The 19,807-nt window shown below is 67.9% G+C and carries 21 protein-coding genes and 1 pseudogene; 13 read left to right on the plus strand and 9 right to left on the minus strand.

All coding sequences use genetic code 11. From position 1 onward, the window contains the following. The first annotated feature begins 25 nt into the window (after nucleotides 1-25). Both AC2D10_RS17815 and AC2D10_RS17820 read left to right on the plus strand, forming a co-directional pair. Nucleotides 26-1,084, plus strand: a complete 1,059-nt coding sequence (locus AC2D10_RS17815) for a D-2-hydroxyacid dehydrogenase (protein WP_484709530.1) — start codon at nucleotides 26-28, stop codon at nucleotides 1,082-1,084. Next, nucleotides 1,084-1,578 (plus strand): gluconokinase, encoded by a 495-nt coding sequence (locus AC2D10_RS17820; protein ID WP_484709531.1) that lies wholly within the window; start codon nucleotides 1,084-1,086, stop codon nucleotides 1,576-1,578. The genes AC2D10_RS17815 and AC2D10_RS17820 overlap by 1 nt, the downstream gene beginning before the upstream one ends. 26 nt (nucleotides 1,579-1,604) lie before the next feature. On the opposite strand, the gene AC2D10_RS17825 is transcribed toward AC2D10_RS17820, so the two are convergent. Further along, the gene (locus AC2D10_RS17825; protein WP_484709532.1) at nucleotides 1,605-1,730 is read right to left on the minus strand and encodes a hypothetical protein; all 126 of its coding nucleotides are present in this window, start codon (nucleotides 1,728-1,730) and stop codon (nucleotides 1,605-1,607) included. A gap of 220 nt (nucleotides 1,731-1,950) precedes the next feature. Between AC2D10_RS17825 and AC2D10_RS17830 the strand changes: the two genes are divergently transcribed. Together AC2D10_RS17830 and pth are read left to right on the plus strand one after the other, a co-directional pair. Continuing rightward, nucleotides 1,951-2,550, plus strand: coding sequence for a 50S ribosomal protein L25/general stress protein Ctc (locus AC2D10_RS17830; RefSeq protein WP_484709533.1), 600 nt, complete (start codon nucleotides 1,951-1,953; stop codon nucleotides 2,548-2,550). A 102-nt stretch (nucleotides 2,551-2,652) separates the two neighbouring features. Continuing rightward, nucleotides 2,653-3,233: pseudogene (gene pth, locus AC2D10_RS17835) on the plus strand (aminoacyl-tRNA hydrolase). A 24-nt stretch (nucleotides 3,234-3,257) separates the two neighbouring features. Here the strand turns inward: pth and AC2D10_RS17840 are convergent. Together AC2D10_RS17840 and trpS are read right to left on the minus strand one after the other, a co-directional pair. Continuing rightward, nucleotides 3,258-3,815: a hypothetical protein gene (locus AC2D10_RS17840; RefSeq protein WP_484709534.1), complete on the minus strand. Its 558-nt coding sequence runs from the start codon at nucleotides 3,813-3,815 to the stop codon at nucleotides 3,258-3,260. Nucleotides 3,816-3,852: 37 nt separating this feature from the next. Continuing rightward, nucleotides 3,853-4,857, minus strand: a complete 1,005-nt coding sequence (gene trpS / locus AC2D10_RS17845; protein ID WP_484709535.1) for a tryptophan--tRNA ligase — start codon at nucleotides 4,855-4,857, stop codon at nucleotides 3,853-3,855. A gap of 93 nt (nucleotides 4,858-4,950) precedes the next feature. Here trpS and AC2D10_RS17850 point away from each other — a divergent pair, with 93 nt between their 5' ends. Together AC2D10_RS17850 and AC2D10_RS17855 are read left to right on the plus strand one after the other, a co-directional pair. Beyond that, entirely contained in the window at nucleotides 4,951-5,637 is a 687-nt protein-coding gene (locus tag AC2D10_RS17850; RefSeq protein ID WP_484709536.1) for a DUF4166 domain-containing protein, read from the plus strand. Next, complete coding sequence (locus AC2D10_RS17855) at nucleotides 5,634-6,293, plus strand: DUF4166 domain-containing protein (protein WP_484709538.1); 660 nt, start codon at nucleotides 5,634-5,636, stop codon at nucleotides 6,291-6,293. The genes AC2D10_RS17850 and AC2D10_RS17855 overlap by 4 nt, the downstream gene beginning before the upstream one ends. On the opposite strand, the gene AC2D10_RS17860 is transcribed toward AC2D10_RS17855, so the two are convergent. From AC2D10_RS17860 to sdhC, 6 genes are all read right to left on the minus strand, one after another. Next, on the minus strand, nucleotides 6,287-7,126 hold the full coding sequence (locus tag AC2D10_RS17860; RefSeq protein WP_484709540.1) for an exodeoxyribonuclease III: 840 nt from the start codon (nucleotides 7,124-7,126) through the stop codon (nucleotides 6,287-6,289). The genes AC2D10_RS17855 and AC2D10_RS17860 overlap by 7 nt on opposite strands. Before the next feature lie 9 nt (nucleotides 7,127-7,135). After that, on the minus strand, nucleotides 7,136-7,363 hold the full coding sequence (locus AC2D10_RS17865) for a hypothetical protein (RefSeq protein ID WP_484709543.1): 228 nt from the start codon (nucleotides 7,361-7,363) through the stop codon (nucleotides 7,136-7,138). 389 nt (nucleotides 7,364-7,752) lie between these two features. Next, entirely contained in the window at nucleotides 7,753-8,520 is a 768-nt protein-coding gene (locus AC2D10_RS17870; RefSeq protein ID WP_484709545.1) for a succinate dehydrogenase iron-sulfur subunit, read from the minus strand. 2 nt (nucleotides 8,521-8,522) lie between these two features. Beyond that, a complete protein-coding gene (gene sdhA / locus AC2D10_RS17875) occupies nucleotides 8,523-10,349 on the minus strand; it encodes a succinate dehydrogenase flavoprotein subunit (RefSeq protein ID WP_484709547.1) in 1,827 nt (608 codons plus the stop codon). A 19-nt stretch (nucleotides 10,350-10,368) separates the two neighbouring features. Then, the gene (locus tag AC2D10_RS17880; protein ID WP_484709548.1) at nucleotides 10,369-10,812 is read right to left on the minus strand and encodes a succinate dehydrogenase hydrophobic membrane anchor subunit; all 444 of its coding nucleotides are present in this window, start codon (nucleotides 10,810-10,812) and stop codon (nucleotides 10,369-10,371) included. Then, complete coding sequence (sdhC, locus tag AC2D10_RS17885; protein WP_484709549.1) at nucleotides 10,812-11,246, minus strand: succinate dehydrogenase, cytochrome b556 subunit; 435 nt, start codon at nucleotides 11,244-11,246, stop codon at nucleotides 10,812-10,814. Before sdhC ends, AC2D10_RS17880 begins: the two co-directional genes overlap by 1 nt. 182 nt (nucleotides 11,247-11,428) lie before the next feature. Here sdhC and AC2D10_RS17890 point away from each other — a divergent pair, with 182 nt between their 5' ends. The 7 genes from AC2D10_RS17890 to AC2D10_RS17920 all read left to right on the plus strand — a co-directional run bounded on the left by AC2D10_RS17890 (nucleotide 11,429) and on the right by AC2D10_RS17920 (nucleotide 19,758). Beyond that, nucleotides 11,429-12,544: a mannose-1-phosphate guanylyltransferase gene (locus AC2D10_RS17890; protein ID WP_484709551.1), complete on the plus strand. Its 1,116-nt coding sequence runs from the start codon at nucleotides 11,429-11,431 to the stop codon at nucleotides 12,542-12,544. Between the two features lie 145 nt (nucleotides 12,545-12,689). Then, nucleotides 12,690-13,802: a BMP family lipoprotein gene (locus AC2D10_RS17895; RefSeq protein ID WP_484709552.1), complete on the plus strand. Its 1,113-nt coding sequence runs from the start codon at nucleotides 12,690-12,692 to the stop codon at nucleotides 13,800-13,802. A gap of 107 nt (nucleotides 13,803-13,909) precedes the next feature. Continuing rightward, the gene (locus AC2D10_RS17900; protein ID WP_484709553.1) at nucleotides 13,910-15,424 is read left to right on the plus strand and encodes an ABC transporter ATP-binding protein; all 1,515 of its coding nucleotides are present in this window, start codon (nucleotides 13,910-13,912) and stop codon (nucleotides 15,422-15,424) included. Then, on the plus strand, nucleotides 15,421-16,740 hold the full coding sequence (locus AC2D10_RS17905) for an ABC transporter permease (RefSeq protein ID WP_484709556.1): 1,320 nt from the start codon (nucleotides 15,421-15,423) through the stop codon (nucleotides 16,738-16,740). The genes AC2D10_RS17900 and AC2D10_RS17905 overlap by 4 nt, the downstream gene beginning before the upstream one ends. Beyond that, on the plus strand, nucleotides 16,740-18,023 hold the full coding sequence (locus AC2D10_RS17910; protein WP_484711875.1) for an ABC transporter permease: 1,284 nt from the start codon (nucleotides 16,740-16,742) through the stop codon (nucleotides 18,021-18,023). Before AC2D10_RS17905 ends, AC2D10_RS17910 begins: the two co-directional genes overlap by 1 nt. Before the next feature lie 27 nt (nucleotides 18,024-18,050). After that, nucleotides 18,051-18,464, plus strand: a complete 414-nt coding sequence (locus AC2D10_RS17915) for a cytidine deaminase (RefSeq protein WP_484709558.1) — start codon at nucleotides 18,051-18,053, stop codon at nucleotides 18,462-18,464. Nucleotide 18,465: 1 nt separating this feature from the next. Continuing rightward, on the plus strand, nucleotides 18,466-19,758 hold the full coding sequence (locus AC2D10_RS17920; protein ID WP_484709559.1) for a thymidine phosphorylase: 1,293 nt from the start codon (nucleotides 18,466-18,468) through the stop codon (nucleotides 19,756-19,758). Nucleotides 19,759-19,807 lie beyond the last annotated feature (49 nt).

A 19,807-nucleotide genomic window follows, 5' to 3' on the forward strand; every position in this document is an offset into this window, starting at 1 on the left:
GAAGCGTCGAGGAGGATGGATCAGCGTGACGGAATCCGGAAAGCCCCTGAAGGTCGTCGTGGCGGTTCCCCTGCCCGAAGAGCTGTGTCAGCTCATCGAGGAGCGCGAACCCCGACTGCAGGTCATCCGCGACCACTCGCTGGTGCCGCCGATGCGCGGACCGGCGGACTGGTCGGGCGATCCGGACTTCGAGCGCACGCCCGAGCAGCAGCAGGCGTTCGAGGCCATGGTCGACTCGGCCGATGTGCTGTTCGGCATTCCGGACGTCGACGCCGACGCGCTCGCCCGCACGGTCGCGTCGAACCCCGATCTGCGCTGGGTCATGACCACGGCGGCCGGCGGCGGCAGCACGATCCGGGCTGCAGGACTCGACCGTGCCGATCTCGATCGCATCGTCTTCACCACCAGCGCGGGCGTGCACGGCGGCACTCTCGCGGAGTTCGCGGTGTTCGCCGTGCTCGCCGGCGCCAAGGGACTGCCGCGCCTGATCGAGGACCAGCGTGCACGCACCTGGCCGGATCGCTGGGAGATGCGTCAGATCGACGAGATGACCGTCCTGGTGGTCGGTCTCGGCGGCATCGGCTCGGAGTGCGCGCGGCGCTTCCATGCGCTCGGGGCGACGGTGTGGGGAACCACGCGTTCCGGCGAGCCGGTTCCCGGCGTCGACCGGCTGGTGCCGCTCGACGAGCTGGTCGAGGCCGTCCGCGAGGTCGATGCGATCATCGTGACCCTGCCCGGCACGGCGCAGACGACCCATCTGATCGGCGCCGAGGTGCTGGCGGCGGTCAAGCCCGGCGTCATCGTGACCAACGTCGGCCGGGGCAGCGTCATCGACGAAGATGCCCTGCTGCCGGCGCTCGACGACGGACGTGTGGCGTTCGCGGGCCTCGACGTGTTCGAGCATGAGCCGCTCGACACGTCGTCGCCGCTGTGGTCGCATCCGCGAGTGCTGGTCAGCCCGCACACGGCCGCGCTGAGCTCGCACGAGGCCGAGCGCATCGCCCGTCGCTTCGCCGACAACGCCACCCGCCTGCTCGACGGCCGGGAACTGCGCGCCGTGGTCGACACGGTGGAGTTCTACTGATGGCCCGCATCGTCGTGATGGGGCCGAGCGGCTCCGGCAAGTCCACGGTCGGAAGTGCGCTCGCAAAGCGGATGGGAGCGCGTTTCGTCGATGCCGACGATCTGCATCCGCTGACGAACGTCGAGAAGATGGCGGCCGGCATCCCGCTCGACGACGCGGATCGAATGCCGTGGCTCGCCGTCGTCGGAGCCGCACTGCACGATTCGCACCACATCGTGGTCGCCTGCTCCGCACTCAAGCGCACGTATCGAGATGCCATCCGCGACCAGGCGCCCGAAGCCTTCTTCGCCGAGCTCTCGGTGAGCCGTGATGTCCTGCAGGCGAGGGTGCGCACGCGCGGCGACCACTTCATGCCGACCTCGCTGGTCGACTCTCAGCTGGAGACGTGGGAGAAGCTCGAGGACGACGAGGCCGGAGTGTCGATCGGGGAGTCCGCGAGCGTGGATCACGCCACCGTACTCATCGAAGAGGCTGCTGCCGCGCAGACCGCCTGAGGCGGCCCAATGGTCAGGCGGTATGGTCAGTCCTTGCGGTAACCGGAGCGGCCGAGGGAGAACAGGGCGGCGGAGCAGGCGATCGCAGTGAAGACCGACATGGCGCCGATCACCCAGTGGATTACGTGCGAGAAGAAAGCGCCGTCGAGCATGGTGATCTCCGTGATCTGCAGAAATGGCCGGTGTTCCCAGCTTATCGGGTCATCCGGTACGATTGACTCCGTACCTCGGCGAGGGATGCTTCTGCGCGTGCGCGAACATCCGTTATCGACGCGGCGAAGCAAGCCCGGTGGCTTTCCTCACGTGTCTGCGTTCGAGATCGATTCCAAGACCACCGCGCGGCGCCTCGCTGCGTGCCCCGAAGGAGATTCCATGTCTGAAGACACCCAGGTCCACGTCGAGCTCCGCGAGAGCTTCGGCAAGGGCTTCGCACGTCGCCTGCGCGCCGCCGGCAAGATCCCCGCCGTCATCTACGGTCACGGCACCGACCCGGTGCACGTCGCACTGCCGGGCCACCAGGTCTCGCTGATCATCCGTCGCGCCAACGCGCTGCTGGATCTCAACATCGAGGGAACCTCGCAGCTCGTGCTGGTCAAGGACGTCCAGAAGGACCCCGTGCACCAGATCATCGAGCACATCGACCTCATCGTCGTGAAGAAGGGCGAGAAGGTCGCGATCGACGTTCCGCTGTTCGTCACGGGCGAGTCGGCTCCGGGCACCATCGTCAACCTCGACACGACCACGCTGTCGATCGAGGCCGAGGCCACGCACCTCCCGCAGAACGTCGAGGTCTCGGTCGAGGGTCTCGAGGACGGCGCGCACATCACCGCCGCCGACGTCAAGCTCCCGCAGGGTTCGACGCTGCTGACCGACCCCGACGTGCTCGTCGTCGCGATCTCGATCCCGGCACTCGAGGACGACGAGGAAGGCACCACCGAAGGCGCAGCCTCCGAGGACGCTTCCGCGGAGTAATCCGCCGGTTTCACAGCAGAGGGGGCGCGAGCAGATCGCGCCCCCTCTGTCGTATCCTGACCCGGAGTCCCGCGAGGACGGGTCGGGGAGAGGATCAGGACCATGACATCCACCTGGCTGGTCGTGGGGCTCGGCAACCCCGGCCCCCGCTACGAGGCGACCCGGCACAACATCGGCCAGATGGTGGTCGATGTGCTCGCCGCACGCCGAGGCGAGACCTTCCGCGAGCACAAGGGAGGCGCCCGCGTCGTCGAGACGTGGCTGCGCCCGGGCGGCGACAAGCTGGTGCTGGCGAAGCCGAACACGTTCATGAACGTCTCCGGCACGCCGGTGGCAGCCCTGGCGCGCTTCTACTCGGTGCCCGCCGAGCAGATCATCGTCGTGCACGACGAACTCGACATCCCCTTCGACACGATCAAGCTGAAGGTCGGGGAGGGCACGGCGGCCACAACGGCGTGCGCGACATCGCTCGGGCCATCGCCACGCCTGACTTCCCACGGGTGCGGGTGGGCATCGGACGCCCGGTCGGGCGTCAGGATCCGGCGGACTGGGTGCTGTCGCCGTTCGGCAAGGACGAACGCGCGAACCTGCCGATCCTGGTCGATGACGCCGCCGACGCGGTGGAGCTCCTCGTCGCTGAGGGGCTCGTCGCGGCGCAGCAGAAGCACCACGCGCCGCGCTGATCAGCGGCGCGTGCGCGTGATCGGCTAGCTGTAGAGGCCGGCCGTACCCGCGGCGCTGCCGGTGGCCAGCATGATCACGACCACGACGGCGAAGAGCATCGGCCCGATGACCGCGATGATGAGCCCGGCGATGCCCTGACCGCGTCCCTGCCTGCGGACGATGGCCATGATGCCGAGGACGATCGCCGCGACACCGAGGACCGTGCCCGTCCAGAACGACAGCTCCGCCCAGAGCACCTGGTCGCGCGCCGGCGCGAGGAAGGCGAACGAGTCGATGTCGCTGCCGGCCTGCGTGAGCGCCTCGGGGATGCGGCGCCCGATCTCGTAGCTCGCGATCGAGGCCACGATGGGCGTGACGACCGCGGCGACGAGGGCGAGAAGCAGCGAGATCAGTCCGAGGACGGAAGAGCGACGCGTCGTCGTCTCGGGCGCCGCGTACGATCCCGACGGGTTCGCGTACCCGCCCACCGGCACCTGGTAGGCGCCCGGGGGAGCCTGGTACGGGGCGGGCGGAGCCGCAGGATACGCCGGTGCCGACGGGGCGACTGGAGTGTACGGCGGGGGCAGCTGCGGATCTGTCACGCCCCCATCCTAGAGGCCGCCCGCATCGCTCCCCGGGTCAGACGCGGCGGAGCAGACCGACGCGGTCGTAGACGTCCGAGAGGGTCGCATCGGCAACAGCATCGGCGCGCCCGGCGTTCGCGGCCAGGATGCGGTCGAGCTCCGCGGGGTCGTCGAGCAGCTCGAGGGCGCGCGTGCGCACCGGCTCGAACTCGGCCACCACGACCTCGGCGAGGCCCTTCTTGAAGTCGCCGTAGCCGCGGCCCGCGTACTCGTCTTCGATGGCGGGCACCTGGCGACCCGTGAGAGCGGCGTAGATGGTCAGCAGGTTCGAGACGCCCGGCTTGTTCTCGCGGTCGAACCGCACCGATCCCTCGTTGTCGGTGACAGCACGCATGATCTTCTTCGCCGACTTGGCCGGCTCGTCCAGCATCCACAGCACGCCGGCGTCGCTCTCGGCCGACTTCGACATCTTCGACGTCGGGTTCTGCAGGTCGTAGATGCGCGCGGTCTCCTTCTGGATCACCGGCTTGGGAATGGTGAAGGTCGCACCGAAACGACTGTTGAAGCGCTCCGCGAGGTCGCGGGTCAGCTCGACGTGCTGCTTCTGGTCGTCGCCGACCGGCACCACATCGGTCTGGTAGAGCAGGATGTCGGCGGCCATCAGCACCGGGTACGTGAAGAGTCCCACGCTGGTCGCGTCCTGCCCGTAGCGGGCGGACTTGTCCTTGAACTGCGTCATCCGGTTCGCTTCGCCGAAGCCCGTGATGGTGCTGAGGATCCACGCCAGCTCGGCGTGAGCGCGCACGTGCGACTGCACATACAGGGTCGACAGCGACGGCTCGATGCCGGCCGCGATGTACTGCGCGGCGGTGCGACGGGTCTTCTCGCGCAGCTCGGCGGGGTCCTGCGCGACGGTGAGGGCGTGCAGATCGACCACCGAGAAGTACGCGTCGTAGGAGTTCTGCAGGTCTCGCCACTGCAGAAGAGCGCCGATGTAGTTGCCGATCTGAAGGGAGTCGGCGGAGGGCTGCATTCCGGAATAGAGGCGAGGCTTGGTCACGAACCAATCCTACGGCGAACCGGGTGGCGGTCCTCGACGCGCCCGAGCGGGCGTCCCCTAGGCTGGCGAGATGACGTCCCCGGACACCAGCGCGTGAGCTCCGACGCCGGGGTGTTCCGTCGGGCGCTCGGCGCCGACTTCGACCGCCTGCATCCGCAGCTGCAGCGTCGCTTCGGCGTGGGAGTCGACGCGGGGTACAGCTGCATCGGCCGCGGCGTCATGACCGAGGTGCGACGAGGACCCTGGTGGACGCTGCCCTTCCTCGCGCTGGGCACGTTGCGACACATCATGTTCCCCGAGCGAGGACGAGACATCCCGTTCCAGATCGACAACCACGCCTATATCGACAGCCTCGGCCGCGAGACCGTCACGTTCGTGCGCACCATGACCGTGCGTCCAGGGCACCGCCGCCGCTTCGATGCCACGATGATCTACAGCGAGAAGCGGGGGAGGATCATCGACTACCTCGGCACGCATCAGCACCTCGCGGTCGACCTGGATCTGGCCGTGACCGACGACGGTGCGCTGCAGTTGACCTCGGGCGCGCAGCGCTTCTACGAGGGGCCTGTCGCGTTCCGCTTTCCGATGAGGTTCAGCGGACGTGCGCGCCTGACCGAGCGCTTCGACGACGAGCAGGATCGCTACGTGATCGACCTCGAGGTGCACAACGACGTGCTCGGCTTTCTCTTCGGCTACCGCGGTACGTTCGAGTGCGAGTTCCTCGAGGGCGAGACCCCGCCCGAGACCGTGAAACCCGTTCGAGAGGAAGTGCGCGAGTGATCGCACGAGGGGAGATCTTCCTGACGGTGCTGGGGGAGGAGGCAGAGCGCCTGCACCCGGAGATCCTGGCGCAGATGCGCGCGCCGGCTCCGGCCGGAGGGGAGCGGGTCGACGGCGTCTTCACGGTCGCCGGAAGCCGCCTCGGCCGCCTGACCGCACTCGCGATTCCCGTCGTCGGGCCGCGGATGCTCGTGACTCGGTTCGCCCGGGACGTGCCGTTCACTCTGACGGCGACTCCGGGGCGCGATTCATCCGGGCGGTCGACGCTCGACTCGACACGCGAGTTCCGCTTTCCGGACGTCACGCAGTTCATCAGCGATCGGCTCACCGCCACCCCGCGTCACGGGGTCGTGCACAACGTCCTCGGTGAGCGCGGCAGGTTGCAGCTGCTCGAACAGTGTTCGGTGACGTCGGGTGGTGCGCTGCGCATGGACTCGCTGCGCGTCGCACTGCGCATCGGTGGTCGGCGACTGCCGCTGGGCGGCATCCTCGGCGTCACGGTCGCGCTGGAGGACGGCTGGGACGAGCAGCAGAAGCGCCGCACGATCGCGATGACCGTGAAGAACCCGCTGCTGGGAACGATCCTCGAGTATCGCGGGTGGTACCGCTACGCCGATGCAGATACGACCGACGGCGGCAGCGGAGAAGCTCAGTAGGTGTAGTCGACGATGACCGGCGCGTGATCGCTCCACCGCTGGTCGTAGGCCACAGCGCGCGCCACCCGGTACGACTCGGCGTGCTCGGCCAGAGCGGGTGATGCCAGGTGGTAGTCGATGCGCCAGCCCGAGTCGTTGTCGAACGCCTGTCCGCGCATGGACCACCAGGTGTAGGGCCCCTCGACCTCGCCGTGGAACCGCCGACCGATGTCGACCCAGCCCAGCCCTGTCCCGACCGATCCGTCGGCGCCCGTGACCTCGGCGCCCGCCGCACCCAGGAAGCGGTCGAAGTACGCTCGCTCGCGGGGCAGGAAGCCCGCCTTCTTGCGGTTGCCGCGCCAGTTCTTGATGTCGAGCTCGCGGTGGGCCACGTTCAGGTCGCCCGTGACGAGGGCGAGCGCGTTCTCCGCTCCGAGTGTGCTGAGCCGGGGACCGAAGGCGTCGAGAAACTTCCACTTCTCGTCCTGCTTCGGAGTGTCGGCCTCGCCGGAGTGCACGTATGCGCTGACGACGGTCAGCGGGCGATCGCCGAGCAGGAAGTCCGCCTCGATCCAACGCCCGCGCGAGTCGAAGTCCTCGTCTCCGAACTCGGTGCGCACACCGAGCGCCGCGGTGCGACTGGCGATGGCAACACCGGCTCGCCCCTTCGCCGTGGCCTCGTCATGCGCGATGCTCCATCCGGGGAGGGCGGCCTCGAGGTGCTCGTCCTGCCCGCGTACCTCTTGCAGGGTGAGGATGTCGACGTCTGCGGCGTCGAGCCAGCCGCTCATTCCGTTGCGGGCGGCCGCCCGGATCCCGTTGACGTTGACCGAGGCGATACGCAGATGAGGCATGAATCCAGCCTAGGGGCCGGGTCGGACATTCTCGGATCGGGCCCTCATCTCGGCGCGATGGGTGGCCCCGGCATCCTGTCGTGCCAGCGGCTGATCGCGATCTGCCGCGGCGACGGCGATCGACGAGACGCGCGCCCCGACCGTGAACGCCCAGGAATCGGTGCTCCACGCGAACAGGATGAAGGCCTGCTCCAGCGCCCACACGCCGATCCAGCTCAGCACGGGCCCGACCAGCATCGCGCCGCCGAAGACGATCGCCAGGAAGAAGTCCCGCGCCTTCGACAGCCAGTAGCCACAGCGCGATGGCTCCGGTGATGCCCAGGAGCCCGGTCGCGTCTGTGGCTATCTGGGTCACGTCGGCCACCGTGAAGAGTCCGCCGGGGCCGATGATCCCGGGGATGTACGTGTTCATCAGCCGTACGAGGGCATCGATCGCGATCGCGCTGCCGCCCAGCCAGAGTCCCGCCCCGGCGGCTCCTCGAAACGAGTGTGCAGCGGCGGGCGATCGGACACGTGACCACCCTATCGAGCGGCTCGTGTCGCACATCGCGACGCGAGAGCGACCGCAGACAGGAGAACAGGCGGCCTCCGAAGAAGCCGCCTGTTCTCGTGTGCGTCAGCGTGGGTCAGGGACGACCGCGCAGAATGGCCTGCTTGACCTCGGCGATCGCCTTGGTGACCTCGATGCCACGGGGGCAGGCCTCGGAGCAGTTGAAGGTGGTGCGGCAGCGCCACACGCCTTCCTTGTCGTTGAGGATGTCGAGACGCACGGCCGCGTTGTCATCGCGCGAGTCGAAGATGAAGCGGTGCGCGTTGACGATGGCGGCCGGGCCGAAGTACTGCCCGTCGGTCCAGAACACAGGGCACGACGAGGTGCACGCCGCGCACAGGATGCACTTGGTGGTGTCGTCGAAGATCTCGCGGTCGGCGATCGTCTGCACGCGCTCCTTGCCCTTCTCGGGCACGGAGTTGGCGACCAGGAAGGGCTGCACGTCGCGGTAGGAGGCGAAGAACGGCTCCATGTCGACGATGAGGTCCTTCTCGAGGGGGAGACCCTTGATCGCCTCGACGTAGATCGGCTTCGAGATGTCGAGGTCCTTGATCAGCGTCTTGCACGCGAGGCGGTTGCGGCCGTTGATGCGCATGGCGTCGGAGCCGCAGATGCCGTGGGCGCACGAGCGGCGGAAGCTCAGCGTGCCGTCGACCTCCCACTTGATCTTGTGCAGCGCGTCGAGCACGCGGTCGGTCGAGTACAGCTCCACGTCGTAGTCGACCCAGTGCGGCTCGGCGTCGACCTCGGGGTCGAATCGGCGGATGTTGAAGGTCACGATGAACGACTGGATGCCGCTCTCCTGCGTGGTGTCGGCGGGTGCTTCCGCGATGGCGGTGGACATGCTCAGTACTTCCTCTCCATCGGCGGGTAGTTGAACTCGCCCTTCTCGTTCTTGGTGAAGACCACGGGCTTCCAGTCGAGCTTGATGTGATCGCTCGGGGTCGACGAGTGCGGGTCGCCCGTCAGGTAGGCCATCGTGTGCTTCATGTACTTCTCGTCATCGCGCAGGGGGAAGTCGTCGCGCATGTGACCGCCACGGCTCTCCTTGCGGTTCTGCGCGGCGTAGACCACGACCTCGGCGATGTCGAGCAGGAACCCGAGCTCGACCGCTTCGAGCAGATCGGTGTTGAACCGCTTGCCCTTGTCGTCGACGTGCACGTTCATGTAGCGGTCGCGGAGCTCCTTGATGACGCCGAGGACGTGCTCGAGGGACTCGTGCGTGCGGAACACCTGCGCACCCTTGTCCATCTCGTCCTGCAGCGCCTTGCGGAGCACGGCAATCCGCTCGGTGCCCTGGTTGTTGCGCAGGTCCTCGAGCATGCCCGAGACGAAGCCGGCCGGGTTCTCCGGCAGCGGCACGAATTCGGCGGTCTTGACGTACTCGACGGCCTTGCGACCGGCGCGCTTGCCGAAGACGTTGATGTCGAGCAGCGAGTTGGTGCCCAGACGGTTGGCGCCGTGCACCGAGACGCACGCGCATTCGCCTGCCGCGTAGAGACCCGGCACGACGGTGTCGTTGTCGGCGAGGACCTCGGCGTCGTTGTTGGTCGGGATGCCGCCCATGGCGTAGTGCGCCGTGGGCATCACGGGCACGGGCTCGACGACCGGGTCGACACCCAGGTAGGTGCGGGCGAACTCGGTGATGTCGGGGAGCTTGGTCTCGAGCACCTCGGCTCCCAGGTGCGTGCAGTCCAGCAGCACGTAGTCCTTGTGGGGACCGGCACCACGCCCTTCGGCGACCTCCTGCACCATGCAGCGCGCGACGATGTCACGCGGGGCGAGGTCCTTGATGGTCGGCGCGTAGCGTTCCATGAAGCGCTCACCGGAGGCGTTGCGGAGGATGGCGCCCTCGCCTCGGGCGCCCTCGGTGAGGAGGATGCCGAGTCCGGCGAGGCCGGTCGGATGGAACTGGAAGAACTCCAGGTCCTCGAGGGGGAGGCCCTTGCGCCACAGGATGCCGACGCCGTCTCCGGTGAGGGTGTGCGCGTTGGAGGTGGTCTTGAAGATCTTGCCGAAGCCGCCGGTCGCGAAGATGACGGCCTTGGCCTGGAACACGTGCAGCTCGCCGGTCGACAGGTCATAGGCGACGACGCCGGACACCTGCGTCTTGCCGTCGGCATCCTTCACCGTCAGCAGGTCGAGCACGTAGAACTCGTTGAAGAAGTTGATGCCGAGCTTGACGCAGTTCTGGAACAGCGTCTGCAGGATCATGTGGCCGGTGCGGTCGGCGGCGTAGCAGGCGCGACGGACCGGAGTCTTGCCGTGCTCGGCGGTGTGTCCGCCGAAGCGGCGCTGGTCGATCTTGCCCTCGGGCGTGCGGTTGAACGGCAGGCCCATGTTCTCGAGGTCGATGACCGCGTCGATGGCCTCCTTCGCCAGGATCTCCGCCGCGTCCTGGTCGACGAGGTAGTCGCCGCCCTTGACGGTGTCGAAGGTGTGCCACTCCCAGGAGTCCTCCTCGACGTTCGCGAGGGCCGCGGCCATGCCGCCCTGCGCCGCACCGGTGTGCGAACGCGTGGGGTACAGCTTCGAGATCACCGCGGTGTTCGCTCCCGAGCCGGCCTCGATGGCCGCGCGCATGCCGGCGCCGCCGGCGCCCACGATCACGATGTCGAACTGGTGGTAATGCACTCCGTCGCGCACGACGGAATCCTGGGTCTCAGTAGTCACTTCTCGTTTGCCTTCTCTTCTACTTGCCCAGCGTCTGGCACTGTTCCCACAGCGTGCTCGATTCGGTCACGCCGAGGCACGGGTCGAACGTGAAGACGACCAGCGTGCCGAGGATGATGAGGAGAGCGGCCGAGAGGCCGATCGCCCAGACGAGGGCCTTGCGGGCCTTCTCGGTGGTGACGTAGTCGTTCACGATCGTGCGCATGCCGTTGGCGCCGTGGATGAGCGCCAGCCACAGCATCAGCACGTCCCACCACTGCCAGAACGGCGTGGCGAACTTGCCGGCGATGAACGCGAAGTCGAGGGCGTGGATGCCCTCGCCCACCATGAGGTTGATGAACAGGTGCCCGAAGATCAGCACGACGAGCACGACGCCCGACACGCGCATGAAGATCCAGCCCCACTTCTCGAGGTTGAATCCGCGCTGACGACGGACCGGGGCGGCGACGGTCTGCGTGGCCATCAGTGTCCTCCTCCGAAGCCGGCGAACGCGAGGATCAGGTGGCGGGGCACGAAGCCGGCCATGATGATGGCCCACACGCCCAGGACGCCCCAGAAGAGCTGGCGCTGGTAGCGGGCGCCCTTCGACCAGAAGTCGACCGTGATGATGCGCAGGCCGTTCATGGCGTGGAACACGATGGCGGCGACCAGCACCACCTCGCCGATGGCCATGACGGGGTTCTTGTACGTGCCGATGACGGCATCGTATGCCTCGGGTGAGACCCTGATGAGCGCCGTGTCGAGCACATGCACCAACAGGAAGAAGAAGATGGCGACTCCGGTGATGCGGTGAAGCACCCACGACCACATGCCTTCACGACCCCGGTAGAGGGTGCCGCGGGGGGTCTTTGACGTGGTTTCCGAAATCGACGGTGTCAAGCGAGCGCTTGTGGACACGGTCGTCCTCCCTGGATCGATGAGCGTCGGTCGCGTGCGCTGCGCCCGTCCAGGAGTGATCCTGTCGAAGTCTCAGGCATGCCCGATCGGGTTCCATCCTATTCCCGTCTGACGGGGAGGGGCGACGAAGGCGAGCCTTACCGCGACCGGGTTCGCGAGGATCGACGGGCTACGCTGACGGGGTGACCCAACCGATCGACGACTTTTACGCGGTGATCCCGGCCGGCGGCATCGGAAGCAGGCTCTGGCCGCTGTCTCGTGCCGACGCCCCGAAGTTCCTCCATGACCTCACCGGATCGGGGCATTCTCTGCTGCGCGACACGTGGGATCGGCTGGAGCCGCTCACAGGCCCCGACCGCATCGCCGTGGTCACCGGACGCGCGCATCGCGCCGCGGTGGAGGCCGAGCTCCCGGGCATCCCCGATATCAATGTCTTCCTCGAATCGGAGCCGCGCGAGTCGGCGGCGGCGATCGGGCTCGCCGCCGCGATCCTGCACCGCCGCAACCCCGACGTGATCATCGGCTCGTTCGCCGCCGACCACGTGATCCGGGGCACACGCGTGTTCGAGTTCGCGGTGCGGGACGCCGTCGAGGTCGCGCGCGAGGGATACATCTGCACGATCGGGATCTCGCCCACGGAGCCCTCCATCGGCTTCGGGTACATCAAGAAGGGACCGGAGCTCGTCGTCGAGGGGGCCCGTGAGGCTGCTCTGGTCGAGAGCTTCGTCGAGAAGCCCGACCTCGAGACGGCGAAGGGGTACCTGGCTGATCGCAGTTACTCGTGGAACGCCGGCATGTTCATCACGAAGGCGAGCGTGCTGCTGGAGCAGCTGCAGGCGAACGAGCCGGAGCTGCATGCCGGACTGATGGAGCTGGCGGAGGCGTGGGACGACCGCGAGCGCCGCGGACCCGCCGTGGATCGCATCTGGCCGCGGCTCAAGAAGATCTCCATCGACTACGCCGTCGCCGAGCCCGCCGCGAAGATCGGCAAGCTCGCCGTCGTTCCCGGGCACTTCGACTGGGACGACGTGGGCGACTTCGCCTCCCTCACCAAGCTCATCACGAACGGCCGCAAGAACGACCTCGCCGTCCTCGGCCCGAACGCTCGGGTTCTCACCGACGGCGCCAGCGGCATCCTCGTCAGTCAGACCTCGCGCGTGATCAGCCTGGTCGGGGTGAAGGACATCGTCGTCGTCGACACCCCCGACGCCCTCCTGGTCACGACCGTCGAGCACGCGCAGCGGGTGAAGGGCGTGGTGGAATCCCTCAAGCTCACAGGCCGGGGCGACGTGCTCTGATGAGCAGAGCACGTCGCTCATCGGTCGGTTGATTCCAGGTTCATAACCATTCACTGGCACAGACGTCGGCGGAGTGCGCGATCGCCGAAACACTGGGTAACTTTGAGCGATCCGCGAGGGCCGCGGATTCTGAGGGAGGCATCCGTTGACCATCTCCACCACCAAGAAGCTGCTGGGCGCGACCGTCGCCGCCGGCGTCATCTTCGCACTCGCCGGTTGCGGCCAGGCTCCGGCCGATGCCCCCGAAGGCTCCGCCGCACCCGCAGACTCCGACTTCATCCCCTGCCTCATCTCCGACGCCGGTGGCTGGAACGACAAGTCGTTCAACCAGTCCGCCAAGGAGGGCATGGACAGCGCCGCCGAGGAGCTCGGCATCGACCCGATCGAGTTCGAGTCGGCCAACGACAACGACTACGCGCCGAACCTCGAGACCGCGGTCTCCGAGGGCTGCTCGCTGATCGTCTCCGTCGGCTTCAAGCTCTCGGCCGCGACGGTCGAGTCCGCTCTCGCGAACCCCGAGATCGACTACGCGATCATCGACGACTTCGCCGACAACGACTTCGACGGCACCGTCGACGCTCCGAACATCAAGCCCCTCGTGTTCGACACCGCTCAGGCGGCATACCTCGGCGGCTACGCCTCGGCTGCCTGGTCCGCAGAGAGCGGCGTCAACAAGGTCGGCACCTTCGGCGGAATGAAGATCCCGTCCGTCGCCGTCTTCATGGACGGATTCGCCCTCGGCGTCGACAAGTACAACGAGGACAAGTCGGGCGCGGTTGACGTTTTCGGCTGGGACGTCGCAACCCAGGAGGGCTCCTTCACGGGTGGCTTCGACGCCAACGACACCGCCAAGCAGACCGCTCAGGGCGTGCTCGACCAGGGCGTCGACGTCATCCTCCCCGTCGGTGGTCCGATCTACCAGAGCGCCGCGGCGGCCATCGCCGACAGCGGCAAGGACACGCTGATGGTCGGTGTCGACAGCGACCTCGCCGTCGCCGACCCGAGCGTCGCAGGCGTGACGCTGTTCTCGATCATGAAGGCGATCGATGTGGCCGTCCACGACGCGACCATCGCGGCCGCCGAGGGCGAGTTCGACCCGGCGCCGTACGTCGGCACGCTCGAGAACGAGGGCGTCAAGCTCTCGGGCTTCGGTGACTTCGAGGGCGACCTGCCCGATGGCCTGACCGACGAGATCGCCGCTCTGCAGGAGCAGATCATCGCCGGCGACATCACGGTCGAGTCGGAGAACTCCCCGTAAGCAGTAACCGTTTCCGTGCGGGGCGAGTGGCGAGCAGTCTGCCACTCGCCCCGCACTGTGGTCGGATGACGACCCTTCTGGATGACTCCTCTGGATAAGGTGCAGATATGAAGCTCCAACTTCGCGGCATCACCAAGCGATTCGGCACTCTCGTGGCCAACGATCACATCGACCTGGTGGTCGAGCCGGGGCAGATCCATGCCCTGCTGGGTGAGAACGGCGCCGGCAAGTCGACGCTGATGAACGTGCTCTACGGTCTCTACCAGGCCGATGAGGGCGAGATCCTCCTCGATGACGAGGTGCAGCACTTCCGCGGTCCCGGCGACGCGATGGCGGCCGGCATCGGCATGGTCCACCAGCACTTCATGCTCGTCCCCGTGTTCACGGTGGCCGAGAACGTGATGCTGGGCCACGAGCAGACCAAGGCCCTCGGCACGCTCGACATCGCGAAGGCGCGCGAGCACGTGCGATCGGTCGCCGCGCGATTCGGATTCGACATCGATCCCGACGCCGTCGTCGGCGACCTTCCCGTCGGTGTCCAGCAGCGCGTCGAGATCATCAAAGCGCTGTCGCGCGATGCGAAGGTGCTCGTGTTCGACGAGCCCACCGCGGTCCTCACGCCGCAGGAGACCGACGAGCTTATGGGCATCATGCGCCAGCTCCGTGCAGAGGGCACCGCGATCGTCTTCATCACCCACAAACTGCGCGAGGTGCGCGAGGTCGCCGACAAGATCACGATCGTCCGGCTCGGGCGCATCGTCGGCGAGGCGGCACCGACGGCCACGAACGCCGAGCTCGCCTCTCTCATGGTCGGCCGAGCGGTCGAGCTCACCGTGCAGAAAGAGGCGCCGCGTCTGGGCGAGGGCGGTCTCGAGGTCTCCGGACTGCGCGTTCTCACCCCCGCCGGCGCGATCGTGGTCGACGACGTCGACTTCGTCGTGCGGCCCGGTGAGGTGCTGGCGATCGCCGGTGTTCAGGGCAACGGGCAGACCGAGCTGGTCGAGGCCATCGTCGGCCTCGCCGCTCGCGTCGAAGGCCACATCACGCTCGACGGCGTGGAGCTCGTCGGCAAGAGCGTGCGCAAGATCCTCGACGCCGGCGTCGGCTTCGTCCCCGAGGACCGCTCGGAGGACGGACTGGTGGCCGGCTTCTCGGTCGCCGAGAACCTGATCCTCGACCGGTCGGACGATCCGGCGTTCAGCCGCGCGGGCACGATCAACCGCTCCGCGCTCGAGGAGTTCGCGCAGGCGCGCATCCGCGAGTACGACATCCGCGCCCAGGGACCGCACACGCCGGCGGGGACGCTGTCGGGCGGCAACCAGCAGAAGGTGGTCATCGCCCGTGAGATGAGCCGGGAACTCCGCCTGCTCGTCGCAGCTCAACCGACCCGCGGCGTCGACGTGGGCTCGATCGAGTTCATCCACAAGCGGATCATCGAGACCCGCGATTCCGGTATCCCGGTGATCGTCGTCTCCACCGAGCTCGACGAGGTCGCAGCTCTCGCCGACCGGATCGCCGTCATGTACCGCGGCACGATCGTCGGCATCGTCCCGGGCGACACGCCTCGGGAGACACTCGGACTGATGATGGCCGGAGCGGCCGAAGGGGAGGTGGCCGCGTGAGCGGAGCGACACCCGGCGCAGGAGATGTGACCAGGGGCATCCCCCCGGAGCAACTCGCCACCAGCACGGGCACGGTCCCGCGCGACTCGGGTGAGGTGCCGCCGCCGCCGCGCCGCAACGTCATCCTCAAGGAGATGCTGCGCGGCAGCGCCGTGACGACGGTTCTCGCGATCGTGCTCGCGCTGATCGTGGGCGGCATCCTCATCGCGCTCACGAATGAAGACGTGCAGGAGGCTTCCGGGTACTTCTTCGCCCAGCCGGGTGACACGTTCGTCGCGGCGTGGAACGCCGTGTACAACGGCTACGAGGCGCTGTTCCGCGGGGCCATCTTCAACGCGCGCGGGGCTGATTTCGCATCGCAGATCCGCCCGTTGACGAACACCCTCGGTTTCGCCGCTCCGCTGATCGCCGCCGGCCTCGGCGTCGCGCTGGCGTTCCGCGTCGGCCTGTTCAACATCGGTGCGCGCGGGCAGATGCTCATCGGTGTCGCCGTCGCCGCGCTGCTGACGTTCTCGCTCGATCTGCCGCTCTGGCTGCACATTCCCGTCACGCTGATCGCCGGTATCGCCGGGGGAGCGCTCTGGGGCGCGATCGCCGGTCTCCTCAAAGCCCGCACCGGTGCGCACGAGGTGATCCTCACGATCATGCTCAACTACATCGCCTACTACCTGCTGCTGTGGATGATCCGCACCCCGGGTCTGCTGCAGAAGCCGGGCACCAACCAGGCGCTCGGCTCGGCCACGCCCGAGAGCGCGCAGTTCCCGACGCTCCTCGGCCCGCAGTTCCCGCTGCTCGACCTGGGCTTCGTGATCGTCGTCATCGCGACGCTGTTCGTGTGGTGGCTCATCGAGCGGTCCTCGCTCGGAATGCGCATGCGAGCGGTGGGGGAGAACCCCCACGCGGCCCGTGCCGCCGGCATCAGCGTGCAGCGCATCTATGTCTACGCGATGCTCTTCGCCGGTGGTCTCGCCGGCCTCGCGGGCATGAACCAGCTGCAGGGCGCCGTGACCACGGGCGTCACCGAGACGATCGACGCGGGGATCGGCTTCGACGCGATCACCGTCGCGCTCCTCGGACGCAGCCGTGCGTGGGGGACGTTCGCCGCCGGCATCCTGTTCGGGGCGCTCAAGGCCGGCTCGTTCTCGATGCAGGCGCAGGACATCCCCGTCGACATCGTCCTCGTCGTGCAGTCGCTGGTGGTGCTGTTCGTCGCCGCCCCGCCGCTCCTGCGCTCGGTGTTCTTCCTGCCCAAGACCGACGTCGAGAAGGCGCTCAAGGCCAGACCCAAGGCCGCGAAGAAGGCGGTGACGGCATGATGTCGCTCGTACAGTCCCAGGCCTCCGACGGCACGGTGCAGCTCGCCACCGTGCGGGAGCGCCGCCTGAAGACGCCGATCACGCTGGCCGTCGCCACCGCACTGCTCGCTCTGCTCTTCCTGCTCGTGCCGCGCGACGGCGTCAGCAGCTTCCGGCTCTCCGACCAGTCCTCCGCGCTCGCGCTGCCGGACGTCGCCCTGCCGACCGTCTCGACCTTCTGGGTCGTCGTCGGGATGCTGGTGGTACTCACAGTCGCGGCATTCCTCAGCGCCTGGACCTACCGCAAGCCCTCGCTGTGGCTGGTGGCCGGGTTCGGCATCCTCGCCGTCTTCGCGTTCCTGGTCTGGGCATCGGCCGGAGGTCTCGTGCCCGTCACGAGCCTGCTCTTCGGGGCCGTGTCTCTCTCGGTCCCGCTCGTGTTCGGCGCCCTCGGCGGCGTCATCGGCGAGCGAGCCGGAGTGGTCAACGTCGCCATCGAGGGCCAGCTGCTGCTCGGGGCCTTCTCGGCAGCGCTGCTCTCGAGCATCACGGGCAACCCCTTCGTCGGACTGATCGGTGCCATGATCGGCGGCGTGCTCGTCGCGAGCGTGCTGGCCGCCTTCGCGATCAAGTACCTCGTCGAGCAGGTCATCGTGGGTGTCGTGCTCAACGTGCTGGTCACCGGTCTCACTGGATTCCTCTACGGCGCGCTCCTCGCGCCGAACGAGGCGACGCTCAACACCCCCGAGCGGTTCCCGCGCGTCGAGATCCCGCTGCTCAGCGACATCCCGATCATCGGACCGGTGCTGTTCAACCAGACGTTCATCGGATACCTGATGTTCATCACCGTCGCCGTGGTGGCGTGGGGCCTGTACCGCACGCGCTGGGGGCTGCGGCTCCGCGCGGTGGGCGAGCACCCGCAGGCCGCCGACACCGTGGGCATCAAGGTCAATCCCACCCGCTTCTGGAACGTGCTCCTCGCCGGAGCGATCGCGGGTATGGGAGGCGCGTACTTCACGCTCGTCTCGGTGCCGCAGTTCGGCAAGGACATGACCGCCGGCCTCGGCTTCATCGCGCTGGCCGCCGTGATCTTCGGCCGATGGGACCCGATCCGCGCGACCCTCGCCGCGCTGCTGTTCGGCTTCGCGACGAATCTCCAGAACCTGCTCTCGATCCTGAAGACGCCCATCCCCGGCGAGTTCATGCTGATGCTGCCGTACCTGGTCACGCTGCTCGCCGTCGCCGGATTCGCCGGACAGATCCGGGCACCTGCCGCCGACGGCAAGCCCTACATCAAGTCCTAGGTCCGAGAGCACGAAGGAACGAATCGAATGACAGACATCGACTGGGACGAGCTTCGTCAGGTCGCCACCGATGCCATGACCAAGGCGTACGCCCCCTACTCGCGCTACCGCGTGGGTGCGGCTGCCCTGGTCGCCGACGGACGCATCGTCGCGGGCTGCAACGTCGAGAACGCGTCGTACGGCGTCACCCTGTGCGCCGAGTGCGCGCTCGTCGGCGACCTGCACATGTCGGGCGGCGGACAGCTCGTCGCCTTCGTGTGCGTGAACAACGACGGCCAGACGATCATGCCGTGCGGCCGCTGCCGGCAGCTGCTGTTCGAGCACGCGATGCCCGGCATGCTGCTGGAGACCGTCTCCGGCATCCGCACGATCGACGAGGTTCTGCCCGACGCGTTCGGGCCGCGCGCCCTTCGTCAGGCTCAGGCACCAGAGGAGTATTGAGATGACCATCGAGCCTTTCGACGCGGTGGACGTCATCCGCAGCAAGCGCGACGGCGGCGTCGTCGCCGAGCCCGCGTTGCGGTGGATGGTCGACGCCTACACCCGCGGCTACGTCTCGGACGCTCAGATGGCCTCGTTCGCGATGGCGATCTTCCAGCGCGGCATGGAGCGCGATGAGATCCGCGTGTTGACCGACGCGATGATCGCATCGGGGGAGCGGATGAGCTTCGCCTCCCTCGGCAAGAAGACCGTCGACAAGCACTCCACCGGTGGGGTGGGCGACAAGATCACCCTGCCGCTGGCGCCGCTCGTCGCCGTCTTCGGCGTGGCGGTCCCGCAGCTCAGCGGTCGGGGGCTCGGTCACACCGGCGGCACGCTCGACAAGCTCGAGTCGATTCCCGGGTGGCGCGCCGCGCTGTCGAACGACGAGATCTTCGCGCAGATGCAGGGCGACGTCGGCGCGGTCATCTGCGCCGCGGGTTCGGGTCTCGCCCCCGCCGACAAGAAGCTCTACGCGCTGCGTGACGTGACCGGCACGGTGGAGGCGATCCCGCTGATCGCCTCGAGCATCATGTCGAAGAAGATCGCCGAGGGCACGGACGCCCTCGTACTCGACGTGAAGTTCGGCTCCGGTGCGTTCATGCAGGACATCGACCGTGCGCGCGAGCTCGCCCGCACCATGGTCGCGCTCGGAACGGACTCGGGTGTGGCGACGACGGCGCTGCTGACCGACATGAATGTGCCGCTCGGGCTCGCGATCGGCAATGCCAACGAGGTGCGCGAGTCAGTGGAGATCCTCGCCGGCGGTGGCCCCGCCGATGTGCGCGAACTCACGATCGCGCTCGCGAAGGAGATGCTCGCACTGGCCGGTCAGCCCGACGCCGACGTGGAGCGCGCGCTCGACGACGGCCGCGCGATGGACGGCTGGAAGGCCATGATCCGCGCCCAGGACGGAGACCCCGACGCGCCGCTGCCGACCGCGCGCGAGACGCACGTCGTCACGGCGACCGCAGACGGCGTGCTCGCCCGCATGGACGCCCTGCCCTTCGGGATCGCCGCCTGGCGGCTCGGTGCCGGTCGCGCCCGGGCGCAGGACCCCGTCGTCTTCGAAGCCGGGATCGACCTGCATGCCAAGCCCGGTGACCGGGTGGTCGCAGGTCAGCCGCTGTTCACGCTTTCGGCCGCCGATGAGGCGCGCTTCCCGCGCGCTCTCGAGGCGCTGGAGGGTGCCTGGGAGCTCGGCGCCGAGGCTCCGGCGCGTGGCCCGATCGTGCGGGAGCGGATCACGGCATAGGCTGGGTCTGGCCGTTCGGCGGCCTCCCTGCACCACTCTGAGAGGACCA

The sequence above is a fragment of the Microbacterium sp. PI-SA-G genome (assembly GCF_057215335.1).